14 protein-coding genes and 1 pseudogene are annotated in these 14,856 nt (G+C 65.1%); 3 read left to right on the forward strand and 12 right to left on the reverse strand.

The features are described 5' to 3' along the window. Nucleotides 1–17: 17 nt before the first annotated feature. The 9 genes from GWK50_RS16600 to GWK50_RS16640 all read right to left on the reverse strand — a co-directional run bounded on the left by GWK50_RS16600 (nt 18) and on the right by GWK50_RS16640 (nt 10,252). Complete coding sequence (locus GWK50_RS16600; RefSeq protein WP_162017457.1) at nt 18–1,226, reverse strand: type II secretion system F family protein; 1,209 nt, start codon at nt 1,224–1,226, stop codon at nt 18–20. Next, the gene (locus GWK50_RS16605) at nt 1,219–2,940 is read right to left on the reverse strand and encodes an ATPase, T2SS/T4P/T4SS family (protein ID WP_162017458.1); all 1,722 of its coding nucleotides are present in this window, start codon (nt 2,938–2,940) and stop codon (nt 1,219–1,221) included. Before GWK50_RS16605 ends, GWK50_RS16600 begins: the two co-directional genes overlap by 8 nt. Nucleotides 2,941–2,943: 3 nt before the next feature. Next, nucleotides 2,944–3,960: a glycosyltransferase family 2 protein gene (locus GWK50_RS16610; protein ID WP_162017459.1), complete on the reverse strand. Its 1,017-nt coding sequence runs from the start codon at nt 3,958–3,960 to the stop codon at nt 2,944–2,946. Beyond that, nucleotides 3,941–4,726: a glycosyltransferase gene (locus GWK50_RS16615; protein ID WP_242455417.1), complete on the reverse strand. Its 786-nt coding sequence runs from the start codon at nt 4,724–4,726 to the stop codon at nt 3,941–3,943. The genes GWK50_RS16610 and GWK50_RS16615 overlap by 20 nt, the downstream gene beginning before the upstream one ends. Before the next feature lie 21 nt (nt 4,727–4,747). Beyond that, nucleotides 4,748–5,311: a dTDP-4-dehydrorhamnose 3,5-epimerase gene (gene rfbC / locus GWK50_RS16620; protein WP_162017460.1), complete on the reverse strand. Its 564-nt coding sequence runs from the start codon at nt 5,309–5,311 to the stop codon at nt 4,748–4,750. After that, nucleotides 5,311–6,195, reverse strand: coding sequence for a glucose-1-phosphate thymidylyltransferase RfbA (rfbA, locus tag GWK50_RS16625; RefSeq protein WP_162018160.1), 885 nt, complete (start codon nt 6,193–6,195; stop codon nt 5,311–5,313). Before rfbA ends, rfbC begins: the two co-directional genes overlap by 1 nt. Nucleotides 6,196–6,208: 13 nt before the next feature. Further along, a complete protein-coding gene (rfbD, locus tag GWK50_RS16630; protein WP_162018161.1) occupies nt 6,209–7,099 on the reverse strand; it encodes a dTDP-4-dehydrorhamnose reductase in 891 nt (296 codons plus the stop codon). A gap of 2 nt (nt 7,100–7,101) precedes the next feature. Beyond that, nucleotides 7,102–8,175 carry a dTDP-glucose 4,6-dehydratase gene (gene rfbB / locus GWK50_RS16635; protein ID WP_162017461.1) on the reverse strand — a complete coding sequence of 358 codons (1,074 nt, stop codon included), beginning with the start codon at nt 8,173–8,175 and terminating at the stop codon, nt 7,102–7,104. 91 nt (nt 8,176–8,266) lie between these two features. Next, nucleotides 8,267–10,252, reverse strand: coding sequence for an SDR family oxidoreductase (locus tag GWK50_RS16640; protein WP_162017462.1), 1,986 nt, complete (start codon nt 10,250–10,252; stop codon nt 8,267–8,269). 234 nt (nt 10,253–10,486) lie between these two features. Here GWK50_RS16640 and GWK50_RS16645 point away from each other — a divergent pair, with 234 nt between their 5' ends. The 3 genes from GWK50_RS16645 to GWK50_RS16655 all read left to right on the forward strand — a co-directional run bounded on the left by GWK50_RS16645 (nt 10,487) and on the right by GWK50_RS16655 (nt 12,786). Continuing rightward, entirely contained in the window at nt 10,487–11,134 is a 648-nt protein-coding gene (locus GWK50_RS16645; RefSeq protein WP_162017463.1) for a phasin family protein, read from the forward strand. 190 nt (nt 11,135–11,324) lie between these two features. Next, the gene (locus tag GWK50_RS16650) at nt 11,325–11,981 is read left to right on the forward strand and encodes a TetR/AcrR family transcriptional regulator (RefSeq protein WP_162017464.1); all 657 of its coding nucleotides are present in this window, start codon (nt 11,325–11,327) and stop codon (nt 11,979–11,981) included. A gap of 31 nt (nt 11,982–12,012) precedes the next feature. Continuing rightward, nucleotides 12,013–12,786, forward strand: a complete 774-nt coding sequence (locus tag GWK50_RS16655; protein ID WP_162017465.1) for a hypothetical protein — start codon at nt 12,013–12,015, stop codon at nt 12,784–12,786. Nucleotides 12,787–12,897: 111 nt separating this feature from the next. On the opposite strand, the gene GWK50_RS16660 is transcribed toward GWK50_RS16655, so the two are convergent. From GWK50_RS16660 to GWK50_RS20105, 3 genes and pseudogenes are all read right to left on the reverse strand, one after another. Beyond that, nucleotides 12,898–13,671 (reverse strand): type III pantothenate kinase, encoded by a 774-nt coding sequence (locus GWK50_RS16660; protein ID WP_162017466.1) that lies wholly within the window; start codon nt 13,669–13,671, stop codon nt 12,898–12,900. Between the two features lie 53 nt (nt 13,672–13,724). Beyond that, nucleotides 13,725–14,201 (reverse strand): rhodanese-like domain-containing protein, encoded by a 477-nt coding sequence (locus GWK50_RS20100; protein ID WP_347339556.1) that lies wholly within the window; start codon nt 14,199–14,201, stop codon nt 13,725–13,727. 138 nt (nt 14,202–14,339) lie between these two features. Further along, a pseudogene (locus GWK50_RS20105) lies at nt 14,340–14,840 on the reverse strand (MBL fold metallo-hydrolase); the annotation flags it as partial. Between the last annotated feature and the right edge of the window lie 16 nt (nt 14,841–14,856).

A 14,856-nucleotide genomic window follows, 5' to 3' on the forward strand; every position in this document is an offset into this window, starting at 1 on the left:
TGCCAGAACATGAAGGGTCAGATGGTATCGTTGATGGACAGTACGCCGCCCAGGATGGAGATGATGATGAAAGCCACCACCATGCCCAGGATGATGATGATCAGCGGCTCCAGGGCGGCCAGCACGCGCCCCATGGTGCGGCGCCCCTCTTCCTCGTAGCGGTCGGCCAGCGCGAGCAGTGTCGCGTCGAGTTGGCCAGTCTCCTCTGCCACGCGAATGAGCTGGGGGGTGCTGGTTTTGTGGAAATGGCGCAGCCCGAACCCGCTCGAAAGCCGTTTGCCGGTCTTGACCGTTTCCACCAGGGGCTCCAGATCCGTGCGCAGCACGGTGTTGGTGAGCGCATCGATGGCAATCTTGAGCGCATCGACCATGGGAATGCCCCGTTGCAAAAGAATGCCAAAGGTGCGGAAGTACATCGCAAACTGCAGATTGCGCAGCACCACGCCCAGCAAGGGCACGGCCAGCAGGGCGCGATCGATCTGCAGCCGCCCGGACGGCGTGGCCGCCCAGCGCGAAAAACCGTACAGCGCCAATGTGGAAACCAGCAGCAGCTCCATCCAACGCGAGCGAATCAGATCACTGAATTGCACCACCAGCCGCGTGGCGTAGGGCAAGGCGTCGCCCATGGAATCGAAAATCTCGCGGAACTGAGGCACCACAAAGGCCAGCAGCATGATGACCGAGAGTACCGCCACCACCAGCAGGATGACGGGGTAGGTCATGGACGAGATGATGTAGTTGCGCAGCTTGTCGTCCGCCTCCAGTTGCACGGTCAGCTCCTTGAGCACGACATGCAGAGAGCCCGAGGTTTCGCCAGCGCGCACCAGCACCAAATATTGACGGCCCAGGTCGTTTTCGAAGGGCAGCAGCGACTGGTGCAGCGACTTGCCGGCACGCACGCTCTCCTCGACCTTGCCGATGAAGGTCTGCAGGCGCTCGTTGTCGGCGGTTTCCTTGAGCATGGACAGCGCACGGTCCAGCGGCATGTTGGCCTGCTTGAGGTGTGCCATTTCGCGTGTGAACAGCAACACATCCTTGCGCTTGAGCCCCAAACCACGCGCACCGCCCGCGGAAGGAGCGTCCGAGCCCGCGTCGCTGCTGATGCGCACGGGCGTGATCCCCTGCCCCATGAGGCGCAGGCGTGCGGTGTCGGCGTCGGGCGCACGCACGCTGCCCTGGCAGGGCTTGCCTTCGGAGGTCACGCCGGCGTATTGGAATTCAGTCATGTTGGCGAGCGACCCGCAGTACTTCTTCTGCCGTGGTCAGGCCCTGAAAGACCTTGGTGGCGCCATCGTGCAACAAGTTCCCTGCGGCGTAGGCGCCTTCGTCACCGCGCAGGGTGGATCCGTTTTCGAGCACCGCGCGCTTGACCTGGTCGTTGAGTTCCAGCAGCTCATGGATGGCCAGCCGCCCCCGGTAGCCCGTGGAACGACAGTGCGCACAACCCACCGGGCGGTAGAGCGTGGCTTCTGCCGGCGCCTGCACCCCCAATGAGGATGCGGCCAAATGGGCCTGCTCTGGAGTGAGTGGCGCCTTGCAGTCCGTGCAAAGCTTGCGCACCAAACGCTGCGCCAGCACACCCACCACGGAGGCGGTGATGAGGTACGGCTCCACCCCCATGTTGATGAGGCGCACGATGGCCCCCAAGGCGCTGTTGGTGTGCAGTGTGGAAAGCACCAAGTGGCCCGTGAGCGCGGCCTGCACGGCGATTTCTGCCGTTTCGCCATCGCGCATTTCGCCGATCATGATGACGTCGGGGTCCTGGCGCAGGAAGGAGCGCAGCACGGCCGCAAAGCTCAGGCCGATCTGCGGCTGCACCTGAACCTGGTTGAGCCACTGCAGGCGGTATTCGACCGGGTCTTCCACCGTGAGAATCTTGAGGTTTTCACCCTCCAGCTCCTGCAGCGACGCGTACAAAGTGGTGGACTTGCCCGAACCGGTCGGCCCCGTGACCAGCAAGATGCCGTGGGGCAAGGCCAGCATCTGTCGCAAGGCCTGCAGCGTGGCCGGGGTGAAATGCAGGCTTTCGAGCGAAAGCAGGTCGAAGTTCTTTTCGAGCAGACGCATGACCACCGATTCGCCGAAGGCGGTCGGCACAGTGGAAACGCGCACATCCATTTCCTTGCCATGCACGCGCAGCTTCGTGCGCCCGTCCTGAGGCATGCGGCGCTCGGCGATGTCGAGCTGCGAAAGAATTTTGATGCGCGAGACGACGGCGGGGGCGTCTTTGTTGTCGATCTCATCGACCGGGAAGATCTCGCCATCCACACGGATGCGCACCACCGATTTCTGCTCGTAGGTTTCGATGTGAATGTCCGACGCTTTGGATGTGACCGCATGCGCCAGGATCTGGTTGACCCGCTGGATGATGGGCGCCTCGGACGCCATGTCGCGCAGGTGCTCAATGAACTCGGACGCCTCGGCACCGCCAGGGACGGCCTCTTCGTCCTCCTGCGCGGCCTGCACATACCACTCGTTCAGCCGACCGGCAATCTCGGTTTCGAGCCCAAACACCAGCGTGGGCACGGCACCGAACACCAGGCGCAACGCAGAGCGCAGGGTCTCGCTGCGCGGGTCGGCGCTGGCAAACGCAGGTGGCTCGGCACCTTCCTGCGCAGGCCCCAGCGGCAGCAGGTTGTGGGCCAGCAGAAAACCGGTATTGAGGGCGGGCGTTTCCGGGCGCTCTGCCGGAAATGCGTCGGCGCGCAGCAGGGGCAAGTCCGCCTGCCGGGCCAGTGCGGCAAAGACGTCGGCTTCCGCCACCAACCCCAGGCTGACCAACAGCCGCCCCAGCTTTCCGCCCATGGAGCGCTGCACTTCGAGCGCCCGCTCCAAATCGTGGCGCGAGAGCTTCTGGGCAGACAGCAACATGTCTCCCAGCCTGGGGGCAGCAGCAGCCTGCTCGGTCGGTTCGATACGTTCTGCGGTCGGCAAACTCATTCTTCAGCCTTGTGGGTTCTGGGGCGCCTGCGCGGCATCTGGGTGCGGCGTGTACTTACCCGTAGCGGGCGCAGGCCACAACAGGCAGCGCAGCAGCCGGTCCATTTCGGAGCCGGGATAGTATGCCCTGTAAGTGCGAATTCTCTGCCACAGCGGTTGGTTCCGCCAGGCCAGGTAGTCTGCAACAAGGCTTGTATCCCGTTGCAGGCTGCGCAGGCGCTGGTCCAAGGCCATGGCCTGGCGGTAGCTGTTGCGCCCGGCCTGGCCGACACGACGCAGCACCGCTGGGGCGTCACGCAACAGGCGCAGCATGCGATGGTGCAGGCTGCGGCTGTGTGCGCCGATCTGGTTGACCGCATGCTGACGGTACTGCAGGGTGGGGGCATCGACGAACGTGCGCCGACCGCTGCCGCTGAGCACGGCACACCACCAGTCGTGCACCACCACCTCCGCGGGAATGGGCAGCGCCATGGCCAGAAGGTTGCGGTTCACCATGGTGGCGCAGCCGGTGACTTGGTTCATGCTCAGCAGATCCCTTGGCGTGCAGCGTGCGGGGTCCATGTGCTGGTAGCGCACAAAGGATTCGGCGATGGGCGCCAGCGCCTCGTCCACCACCCGCAGGTCGGTGTGCACCAGGCAGGGAGTCCCCGGTTCAGCGCCTTGTTCGGTGCGCTGCATGGCGGCCAGGGTCTGCGCGATTTTCTCCGGCAGCCAGACATCGTCCTGGTCGCAGAACATCGCCCAGGGCGCCTGTGCATCGTCCAGGCTGGCCTGCATGAGGTATTCGAAGTTGCCCAGACCACCCCGCCCAGCCGGGCGCGGTGGCAGCAGCAGCAGGCGCCCGCCGAACTGCGGGCGGTAGCGCTCCAGCACAGCCCGGGTTCCATCGATGGAGCCATCGTCGCTGACCAGCAGGCGGAAATGCGGGTATGTCTGTACCAGGAGCGAATCCAGCAGCACGGCCAGATGGCGCTCCCCGTTCCAGGTGGCCAGCAACACATCAACCAACGCGGCGTGCATGGTTTTGCTGAAACTGTTGGTACGCCGGGGAATGCCACAACCGCCACAGGCTGCGCAGATGCCAGCCCAGGTGGCGCCATTGGCGGTGGCTGGCACGCTGGCCCACGTGAACAACGCAGGCGTCTTGCGCCTCGGCCAGGCGGTACCCGGCCAGTTGCAGGCGCAGGCAGATGTCCACGTCTTCGCAGTACATGTGGTAGGCCTCGTCGAAGCCCTGGATACGCTGGTAGGCCACGCTGTGGAACAGCAGCAACGCGGCGTTGGCCCAGTCGGGCGCCGCAACCCGCACCCTGCGCCTGGCGGCACCGCCCAGGTAGCGCCGCAGCAAAGCACCAGGGGTGGGCAGGCGGCGGGCATGGTCCTGAGGCTGGCCGTGGGCATCGACCTGCTGCGGATACACGCAGCCCACGCCGGGCTGTTGCGCGGCCTGCAGCATGGCGACCCAGGGATCCTGGGACCAGGTGATGTCGGGGTTCATGACCACAAAGAAGGGCGAAGGCGCGCTTTGCTGCTGCTCATGTCCAAAGGCCTGGTTGTGGTTGGCTCCAAAGCCCAGTGGCTGGGGGTTGTGCAGCACGCGCACATCCAGGCGACCGCGCCAGGCAGCATCCGGGGCGGCCAGCGCCTGCGTGAGGGCGGGCTCGGGGGTGTTGAGCGTGACCCAGACGCGGCGAATCAACGACTGCGGTGATTGCACCAGCAGCGCCAGCAGGGACAGCACCTGTGCACCGTGGCCATGGCTGACGATGGAAAGCGCGAGGGTCACCGGCCTGCCGCTGGGAAATGGTTAGGCAAACAGGGCATCAGCGCCCAGGCTGGCGAGAAGTGGCGCGGCGCTGTCCTTGGCCGAGAGCAGCGGTTGCTGGCCTTGCGCCAGCGCAGGCCAGGAAATGCCAATGCTCGGGTCGTTCCAGGCGATGCTGTGCTCGTGCTGCGGTGCGTAGTAATCGGTGGTCTTGTAGAGGAAATCCGCCGACTCGCTGAGTACCACGAAGCCATGGGCGAAGCCGGGCGGCACCCAGAGCTGGTGCTGGTTGTCCTCGCTCAGTTCCACGCCCACCCATTGCCCGAAGGTGGGCGAGCTGCGGCGGATGTCCACGGCCACATCGAACACGGCACCTCGCGCCACGCGCACCAGCTTGCCTTGGGGCTGCTGGATCTGGTAGTGCAGGCCGCGCAACACGCCCCGGCTGGAGCGGCTGTGGTTGTCCTGCACAAACTGGTGGTTGGTGCCTGTGGCTTCGTTGAAGGCTTTCTGATTGAAGCTCTCGAAGAAGAAACCGCGCGCGTCGCCGAACACCTTGGGTTCGATCAGCACCACCTCGGGGATGGACAACCGGGTCGCTTTCATCAGTACACCGTCTCTTTCAGCAGGCGCTGCAAGTATTGGCCGTAGCCATTTTTGGCCAAGGGCTGGGCCAGGCGCTGGAGTTGTTCGTCGCCAATCCAGCGGCTGCGCCAGGCAATTTCCTCGGGGCAGGCGATCTTCAGGCCCTGGCGGTGTTCCAGCGTGGCGATGAACTGGCTGGCTTCGAGCAGGCTTTCGTGCGTGCCGGTGTCCAGCCAGGCATAGCCACGGCCCATGATTTCAACGTTGAGCCGGCCCTGCTCCAGGTACAGGCGGTTGAGGTCGGTGATTTCCAGCTCGCCGCGCGGGCTGGGCTTCAGGCTCTTGGCGAGCTCCACCACTTGCTGGTCGTAGAAGTACAGGCCGGTGACGGCGTAATTGCTTTTGGGCGCCTGGGGCTTTTCTTCGAGCGAGAGCACCTTGCCCTGGGCATCGAACTCGGCCACGCCATAGCGTTCGGGGTCGTGCACGTGGTAGGCAAACACACTGGCGCCGGTGCTGCGGCCATGGGCGTTGGCCAACAGCTCGTGGAATTGGTGGCCGTAAAAGATGTTGTCGCCCAGCACCAGGGCGCTGGGTGCGTCACCCACAAACGACTCGCCGATCAGGAACGCCTGCGCCAGCCCGTCCGGGCTGGGCTGAACGGCGTATTGCAGGCTGATGCCCCACTGGCTGCCGTCACCCAGCAACTGTGCAAAGCGCGGGGTGTCCTGCGGCGTGCTGATGACCAGGATCTCGCGGATGCCCGCCAGCATGAGGGTGCTGAGCGGGTAGTAGATCATGGGTTTGTCGTACACCGGCAGCAACTGCTTGCTGATGGCCAGCGTGGCGGGGTGCAGGCGCGTGCCGGAGCCGCCAGCGAGGATGATGCCTTTGCGGGATGTCATGGTCATGGGGAGGTCAGAGGATTTCGGCGAGCATGCGCGCCACGCCGGTTTGCCAGTGCGGCAACTGCAGGCCGAAGGTGGTTTGCAGCTTGGCGGTAGCCAGCCGCGAGTTGTGCGGGCGCGTGGCGGGCGTGGGGAAGGCACTGGTGGGCACAGGCGCGACTTCTTTTGCTATTATTTTTATAGCTTGCTGCGCTTTGCTGGCGTGCTCCAGCACGAATTTCGCATAAGAATGCCAAGTGGTTTCGCCCGCCGCCACGCAGTGGTACAGGCCGCCGTCCTGCGGCCGGTGCTGCAGGTGACGGATGGCGTGGGCCGTGACGTCGGCGAGCAGGTCGGCCCCCGTGGGCGCACCCCACTGGTCGTCGATGACGGTGAGGCGTTCGCGCTCCTGGCCCAGGCGCAGCATGGTCTTGGCAAAGTTGCCGCCGCGTGCGGCATAGACCCAGCTGGTGCGCAGAATCAAATGCTGGCAACCCGATTGCTGGATGCGTTGCTCGCCTTCCAGCTTGGTGGCGCCGTACACCGACAGCGGTGCTGGCGTGTCGGTTTCGACCCAAGGCCGGGTACCGCTACCGTCGAACACATAGTCGGTGCTGTAGTGCACCAGCCAGGCACCCAGGCGCGCGGCCTCCTCGGCCACGAGGCCGGGGGTGGTGGCGTTGAGCAGGCGCGCGAATTCTGGTTCGCTCTCGGCCTTGTCCACGGCGGTGTGGGCGGCGGCGTTGACGATGACCTGAGGGCGCAGCTGGCGCACGGTGTCGCGCACGCCCTCGGGGTTGGCAAAGTCACCGCAATGCGCTTGGCTGTCGAAATCCAGCGCCGTGACCTGGCCCAGCACGCTGAGGCTGCGCTGCAGCTCCCAACCGACCTGGCCGCCTTTTCCGAGCAGGAGGATGTTCATGCTCATGCAACGCTGCCCTCGGCCTCGTACTGCTTGGCCACCCAGTCGCGGTAGGCGCCGCTTTGCACCTGCGCCACCCAGTCGGGGTGGTCCAGGTACCACTGCACGGTCTTGCGGATGCCGGTGTCGAAGGTCTCGGCGGGTTTCCAGCCCAGCTCACGCTCGATCTTGCGCGCATCGATGGCATAGCGCCGGTCATGGCCGGGGCGGTCCTTCACGTAGGTGATCTGGCTGCGGTAGCTCTGGCCGTCGGCACGCGGACGCAACTCGTCCAGCAGGGCGCAGACCGTGTTCACGATATCGATGTTGGGCTTCTCGTTCCAGCCGCCGACGTTGTAGGTTTCGCCCACAGTCCCGGCCTCCAGCACTCGCCGGATGGCGCTGCAGTGGTCCTTGACGTAGAGCCAGTCCCGGATCTGCATGCCGTCGCCGTACACCGGCAGGGGTTTTCCGGCCAGCGCGTTGACGATCATCAGCGGGATGAGCTTTTCCGGGAAGTGGTACGGCCCGTAGTTGTTGCTGCAGTTGGTCGTGAGGACCGGCATGCCATAGGTGTGGTGCCAGGCGCGCACGAGGTGGTCGCTGGCGGCTTTGCTGGCGCTGTAGGGGCTGTTGGGCTCGCAGTTGTGCGTTTCGGTGAACGCGGGCGCATCGGGTGCCAGGGTGCCGTACACCTCGTCGGTGCTCACGTGCAGGAAGCGAAATGCTTCTTTTTTTGTAGCATCCAGCGCTTGCCAGTAGTGCCTTGCGGCTTCCAAAAGCCTGAAAGTGCCGACCACGTTGGTCTGGATGAAGTCCTCGGGGCCGTGGATGGAGCGATCCACATGCGATTCGGCCGCAAAGTTGACGATGGCACGCGGCTGGTACTGCGCCAGCAGGCCATCGACCAGGGTGCGGTCACCGATGTCGCCCTGCACGAAGACATGGCGCACATCGCCCTGCAGGCTGGCCAGGTTGTGCAGGTTGCCGGCATAGGTGAGCTTGTCGAGGTTGACGACGCCCTCCGGGTTGCCGGCAAGCCAGTCGAGTACGAAGTTGGCGCCGATGAAACCGGCGCCTCCGGTGACGAGGATCATGGGATGAACCAAAAATGTGCCGAGGGCAAAGTTTTGGATTATCCCACCGCACCTTGTTGCTGCTCGTAACCGCCGGCCCTCGGCGTGACGCTCAGAAGTGAATGCCGCGCATCATCTGCTGCAGCGCAACGGCTTCCGCCGACAGCTGCGGCTTGGCGCCCTTCTCTCCCTTGGCCGCGGACGAATCGGGGAACATGCGGAAGCTGGCGTTCATGCCGATCTGCGCCACACGCGGCACCAGGGCGTGCATTACCTGGCCCAGGATGCCCAGGCGTGTGGCAATGCGCACCGGCTTGAAGATGCAGGCCTGCGCCACCATGTCGGCGGCCTCCTCGGGGCTGAGCGTGGGCACGTTGTTGTAGATCTGCGTGGGCGCGATCATGGGGGTACGCACCAGCGGCATGTTGATGGTGGTGAAGGTGATGCCCTGGTCGGCGAACTCGCTGGAGGCGCAGCGCGTCCAGGCATCGAGCGCCGCCTTGCTGGCCACATAGGCCGAGAAGCGCGGGGCATTGGTCAGCACGCCGATGGAGCTGATGTTCACAATGTGGCCCTTGCGCTTTTCCACCATGGCAGGCAGCAGCCCCATGGTCACACGCAGGCAGCCAAAGTAGTTGAGCTGCATAGTGCGCTCGTAGTCGTGGAAGCGGTCGTAGCTGCTCTCGATGGCGCGGCGGATCGAGCGGCCCGCATTGTTGATGAGGAAATCCACCCCGCCGTGGTCGGCTACGAGTTGCTGCACGAAGCGGTCACAGTCCTGCATGTCGGCAATGTCCACGGCATACGCGATGAACGCATGGCCCTTGTCCTTGGCTTCCTGGCAGGCGGCGTCGAGCTTGTCCTGGTCGCGTCCGCAGATGATGGTGGTGGCGCCCGCCTCGGCAAACTTGTGCGCCGTGGCCAAGCCAATGCCCGAAGAGCCCCCCGTGACCAGCACCACCTTGCCCGCCACCGTGCCCTTGAGCGAGCGGTCGATGAACAACTCGGGGTCCAGGTGGCGCTCCCAGTAGTCCCAGATGCGCCAGGCATAGTCGTTCAGGCTGGGGCAGGAAACGCCCGAACCCTTGAGCGCCGCCAGCGTTTCGCGGCAGTCAAAGCGCGTGGGGTAGTTCACAAAGGTGAGCATGTCCTCGGGCAGGCCCAGGTCCTTGAGCACGGCATTGCGCACACGGCGCACGGGCGCAATGGCCATGAGGCTCTTCTTGATGCCCTTGGGAATGAAGCCCAGCAAGGCCGCATTGACGAACAGGTTCATGCGCGGCGCATGGGCAGCGCGCGAGAAGATATCGAGCACATCGCCCACGCGGTAGCCCACCGGATCCACCAGGTGGAAGCACTTCTTGCCAATGGAAGCCTGGTGGCTGATCACGTTGATGGCGTTGACCACGAAGTCCACCGGCACGATGTTCACGCGCCCGCCTTCCAGGCCCACGGAAGGCATCCAGGGCGGCAGGATCTGGCGGATGCGCTGGATGAGCTTGAAGAAGTAGTACGGCCCGTCGATCTTGTCCATCTCGCCGGTTTGGCTGTCGCCCACCACCATGGCGGGGCGATAGACCGTCCAGGGCATCTTGCACTCCTGGCGCACGATCTTTTCGCTCTCGTGCTTGGTCATGAAGTAGGGATGGTCCAGCCCCTCGGCCTCATCGAACATGTCTTCGCGGAACACACCTTCGTACAGCCCCGCTGCGGCGATGGACGACACATGGTGGAAATGCCCGGCATCGATGGCGCGGGCAAACTCCACCGTGTTGCGCGTGCCTTCCACGTTGACGGCCACCTGGCTTTCGGTGTCGGCCGAGAGGTCGTACACGGCAGCCAGGTGATGGAAATGGTCGATCTGGCCCTTGAGCTTTTTCACGTCCTCGGCGGCCACGCCCAATTTCTTGCTCTTGAGGTCACCAAACACCGGAACAGCGCGCGCGGCGCTCACGCCCCAATAGCTGCGCAGTTCGGCCACCTTGTCCGCGCTCTCCTTGCGCAGCAGGAAGTACACCACGGTGCCCTTGCGCTCCAGGAGTTTTTTGACCAGACGCTTGCCGATGAACCCTGTGGCTCCTGTCACGAAATACTGCATGCTCAAGACTCCTGTTGGTTGTGCTGTGAAATCGCTCCCATTCTTGCTCAGGCCCGCCAGTGCAGGCTTCAGCAAAAACCCGCGGCGATGCTACCCACCAAATCCATCGCTAGACCCCACCCTCTATGTTTTTAGGAGCGGCCACCTACACGCGGGCCATTGCACGGCGTACATTCCCATTCATGCCCAGCGCGGTTGCTGCGGCGCATCTTCAACCCCTTCCACGGAGGCCGTATGGTCAAGAAACTGCAGAAACTCAGCAACGACAAGAAAAAGCCGGGCGCCCAGCTCTCGAGCACCGTCAAGGACTCCGCCCAGCAAATCTGGCTGGCCGGCCTGGGCGCTTTTGCCAAGGCCCAGGAAGAAGGCAACAAGGTGTTCGAGGCCCTGGTGAAGGAAGGCCTCTCGCTGCAGCGCAAGACCCAGGCCGTGGCCGAAGAGAAGATCTCGCAAGCCTCCAGCCGCGTGACCGGCATGGCCACCGACATTGGCTCGCGCGCCGCTGGTCAGTGGGACAAGCTGGAAACCATTTTTGAAGACCGCGTGGCCACCGCTCTGTCCAAGCTGGGCGTGCCCACCTCGCGCGATCTGGACGTGCTCAACGCCCGCATCGACGCACTGGCCAAGAGCCTGGGCAAGACCCCTCCGGCCACCAAGCCTGCGCCTGCCAAGAAGGCCGCCGCAAAGCCTGCAGCCAAGCCCGCTGCCAAGAAGGCCGCTGCAAAGCCCGTGGCCAAGAAAGCTGCTGTCAAGCCCGCAGCCAAACCGGCTGCCAAGCCCGCCGCCAAGAAGACTGCTGCCAAGCGCGCGCCCTTCCCCAAGGTAGCACCCCGCAGCACCCCCGAAGCCGCAGCGGTCGCAGACGCAAACCCCAGCGCCTGATCGCACGACGCCACCGCCGCCTGAGGCGGCGGCAGGCATCGGCCCCTCAGCGGCTGTCACGTCCATGGCGTGGCAGCCGTTGTGCTTTGCTGCACGTCAACATGCCGCAGTGCAGCATGAAATCTGCCTGAAACGTCGGTTAGAGTAGCCCCAGGGAACCCATTGATTCGATGCATGAGGACCAGCACCCATGGTGAAAAAAGCGCCGCGCCGCACCGCTGAACGCATACTGGAAGTCACGCTCGAACTGTTCAACCGTTTCGGCGAACCCAACGTCTCGACCACCCTCATTTCCGCAGAACTGCGCATCAGCCCGGGCAACCTGTATTACCACTACCCGGCCAAGGATGAGCTGATCAACGCGCTGTTCGACCGCTACGAGCGCTCGCTCACTGAGTTGCTCGGCGCCAGCGGCAGCGTGCGCAACGTGGAGGACGCCTGGTTCTTCATGCACACGCTGTTCGAGCTGATCTGGCAGTACCGCTTTTTGTACCGCGACCTCAACGACCTGCTGTCCAAGAACCGGCGGCTCGAAACCCATTTCCAGACCGTGCTGCAGCACAAGACCGCTTCGGTACGCACCCTGCTGGACGGCATGCAACGCGCGGGCAGCCTGCAGATCGACACCCGCGAGATCGAACCCACCGCCACCAGCATGGTGGTGGTGCTGACGTACTGGCTGAGCTTCGAGTACGTGCGCGACCCGCGCCGCGCCCTGGAGCCCGAAAGTGCGCAGGCGGCCCTGCTGCGCGGTGCCCACCATGTACTGAACCTGCTCATGCCCTACCTGGAACCTGGGCAACGCAGCCACCTGTTGCAACTGGCCAGCGCCTACCAGCGCCCCTGAACCCCCTACAGACACCCCAACGGAGACAATGATGGCTAAATGGATCCCCTTCCCCCACGCTGGCGAATTCGACTACACCCCCGCCAGCCTCAAGAAGCAATGGGCGCGCCTGCATGCCGGCGACGCCGAGCCCCTGCCCAAGGACGCCGCCGTGCTGCAGGCCTGGGCCCATTACCACAATGGCAACTTCCAGCAGGCGGCCGAGGAAGGGCTGGCCGCCGGCGGTGACGGCATCACCGTGGCCAACAAGGCCACCGCCATCTACGCCACCTACCTGGAGAAGAAGGAAAAGACCCGCCTCGACCTGTTCATGCAGGTGGCCGAGCGCGCCCAGGCCCAAGCCCAGGCGGAACCACAGAATGCCAACGCGTGGTACTGGAACGCCTACGCACTGGGCCGCTACAGCCAAGGCATCAGCGTGGCCAAGGCCCTGGCGCAAGGGCTGGGGGGCAAGATCAAGGAGTCGCTCGAAAAAGCCATCGCCCTGGCACCCAAGCATGCCGACGCGCGCATTGCGCTGGGCGCCTTCCATGCCGAGGTGATCGACAAGGTCGGCGCGCTCATCGGCGGCATGACCTACGGTGCCAAGAAGGACGTGGGACTCAAACTGTTCCAGGAAGCACTCAAGCTCAACCCGGGAAGCGCCATTGCGATGATCGAGTACGCCAACGCGCTGGTCATGCTCGAAGGCGACAAGAAGATGCAGGAAGCGACCAAGCTCTACGAACAGGCCGCCGCCACCGAACCCCAGGACGCCATGGAGCGCCTGGACGTGGAAATGGCCCAGGCAGAGCTAGAGGAATAACGCCCGTCGCGGGGCGCTATGGCGCCCGCCAGTGCCACCGTGGAACTGGCTTTGCCAGACCACCGGTGGCGTCCCCCCTCCCGCAGGAGAGGGGGGAAGGCGTGAAGCAACTCAGGGGGGTGTCCCAAACCTTCGGGCCGCAATCTCCAGCAGGCCATCAAAAATCAGGTTGTCCACCAGCTCGAACGGTCGCGTCATGCTGGGGGCCATCTTCCAGCCTGCACCGCCCGTCATCATGCACACGGGCTCCTCGCCACAGTGCTGCAGCAGGTGCTGGTAAATGCGCTCGACGGCACCGGCAATGGCAAAGGTGCCGCCGCTGGTGAGGGCATCGCTGGTGTTGGTGGGGAACGACCGCACCTCGCCCGTGGGCACGTGCAGACCGGCCGTGCCGGACTCCAGCGCGCGCAGCATGATGCCGTGGCCCGGCAATATCAGTCCACCCAGAAAGCGCCCCTGCGCGTCGATGGCCTCCACCGTGACGGCCGTGCCCACCATCACCACCACCAGCGGCCGCGCCGGGCCCCGCGCCAGCACGCGCTGGCGGGCGCCGATCATGGCCACCCAACGGTCACAGCCCAGGCGTGAGGGATGGTCGTAGCCGTTGGTGAGACCCGACTCCTGCAGCGAGGGCACGACCCATTGCGGGTCCACGCTCCACAGCTCCATCTGGTCTTCCACGCGCCTGCGCACCGCGTCGCCCGCCACCACACAGCCCAGCATGCGCGTGGGCGCCGCCAGGTGCGCCCAGGCGGTTTCGGACAGTCGATCGATGTGGTCCAGAAACTCGGCGCCCTGCGCCAGCAGGGCCGCGCCAGGGCGCGGTGCCTCGTACATCGCCCACTTGAGGCGGGTATTGCCCACGTCGATGGCCAGAAAGCTCATGGCGCGCATTATCAAGGGATTTGCCTTCGCCGCACGTCACCTTTGCAGCAAAGTCACCCCTGCCGCCAGGGCAGGCCATGAAAGCGCCAGCCGCCCACACGCCCGCGGTGGGCGTGCTCATCAGGGTCGCCTTCAAAGCCTTCGAGCACGTTCCAGGCCTCCAACCCCAGGGCCGTGGCGCGCTGCGCGGCAGCGATGGAGCGCACGCCGCTGCGGCACAGCAGCAGGGCCTTGCGGCCCGGCGGCACAGCAGCCTGGATCTGCGCATCGAACTGGGGGTTGAGCGCCATGCCCGGCCACTGCTTCCAGGCCACGGCCACGGCGCCCGGCACCTCCCCCACCCACGCGCGCTCGGCGTCGGTGCGCACGTCCACCAGCACGGCCTGGCCCGCTTGCACCCATTGCCAGGCCAAGGCCGGGCTCACGTCGCCCGCATAGCCTTGGGCGCTGCGTTCCTGGGCCTGCACGGCGGCTGCGGCGGCATCGTGGCGCAGGCCCGAGTGGCGGTTGGCCGGCAGGGTCTCGTGCATGCGCTCGGGCGCGGGCAGGTGCAGTCCTTGCATCAGCGCGACAAACTGCTCCTCGGTACGCCCGGCCAAGCGCGGGTTGTGCGCCTGCTCAGCAGCGATGCTGGAGTGGCTGCGCCCCTCGTAGTCATGGCCTGGCCAGACCAGGGTGTCGGGTGGCAGCGCGAACAGCACCTGGGTGATGCTGCGCCACAGGGTGCGCGCGTCGCCGGACTGGAAGTCGGTACGGCCACAACTGCCGATGAGCAACGTGTCCCCGGTGAACACATGGTCACGCCACAGGTAGCTCATGCTGCCCGCCGTATGGCCAGGGGTGTGCAGGGCGCGCAACTCCTCACCGCCAAAGTGCAGCACATCACCATCCGCCAGTTGCACCTGCGCCGTGCCGATGCCGCAGGCCGCAGGTGCCGCCGTGCGCGCGCCGGTGTGCTCGGCCAACAGGGCGGCACTGGTGATGTGGTCGGCATGGTTGTGCGTTTCCACCGCCCAGCACAGCCGCAGGCCCCGCGCCTGCAGCACGGCCAGGTCACGCTCGATCTGTGCATCGACAGGATCGATGATCAGGGCCTCGCGTGTGTGCGGGTCGTGCAGCAGATAGGTGCAGGTGCCGGAGGCGGGGTCCAGGAGTTGGAGGGGGTGCATGGTGGTGGCTCAGAAC

Source organism: Acidovorax sp. 210-6, from assembly GCF_010020825.1.
In the GTDB taxonomy this organism is placed as follows: domain Bacteria; phylum Pseudomonadota; class Gammaproteobacteria; order Burkholderiales; family Burkholderiaceae_C; genus Simplicispira; species Simplicispira sedimenti.

Coding starts and splice junctions, on each gene's coding strand:
- GWK50_RS20100 (WP_347339556.1), bottom strand. CDS start 14,201: ATGCACGAGACCCTGCCGGCCAACCGCCACTCGGGCCTGCGCCACGAT.
- rfbA (WP_162018160.1), bottom strand. CDS start 6,195: ATGACATCCCGCAAAGGCATCATCCTCGCTGGCGGCTCCGGCACGCGC.
- rfbC (WP_162017460.1), bottom strand. CDS start 5,311: ATGAAAGCGACCCGGTTGTCCATCCCCGAGGTGGTGCTGATCGAACCC.
- GWK50_RS16650 (WP_162017464.1), top strand. CDS start 11,325: ATGGTGAAAAAAGCGCCGCGCCGCACCGCTGAACGCATACTGGAAGTC.
- rfbD (WP_162018161.1), bottom strand. CDS start 7,099: ATGAACATCCTCCTGCTCGGAAAAGGCGGCCAGGTCGGTTGGGAGCTG.
- rfbB (WP_162017461.1), bottom strand. CDS start 8,175: ATGATCCTCGTCACCGGAGGCGCCGGTTTCATCGGCGCCAACTTCGTA.
- GWK50_RS16655 (WP_162017465.1), top strand. CDS start 12,013: ATGGCTAAATGGATCCCCTTCCCCCACGCTGGCGAATTCGACTACACC.
- GWK50_RS16600 (WP_162017457.1), bottom strand. CDS start 1,226: ATGACTGAATTCCAATACGCCGGCGTGACCTCCGAAGGCAAGCCCTGC.
- GWK50_RS16660 (WP_162017466.1), bottom strand. CDS start 13,671: ATGAGCTTTCTGGCCATCGACGTGGGCAATACCCGCCTCAAGTGGGCG.
- GWK50_RS16605 (WP_162017458.1), bottom strand. CDS start 2,940: ATGAGTTTGCCGACCGCAGAACGTATCGAACCGACCGAGCAGGCTGCT.
- GWK50_RS16610 (WP_162017459.1), bottom strand. CDS start 3,960: ATGCACGCCGCGTTGGTTGATGTGTTGCTGGCCACCTGGAACGGGGAG.
- GWK50_RS16645 (WP_162017463.1), top strand. CDS start 10,487: ATGGTCAAGAAACTGCAGAAACTCAGCAACGACAAGAAAAAGCCGGGC.
- GWK50_RS16640 (WP_162017462.1), bottom strand. CDS start 10,252: ATGCAGTATTTCGTGACAGGAGCCACAGGGTTCATCGGCAAGCGTCTG.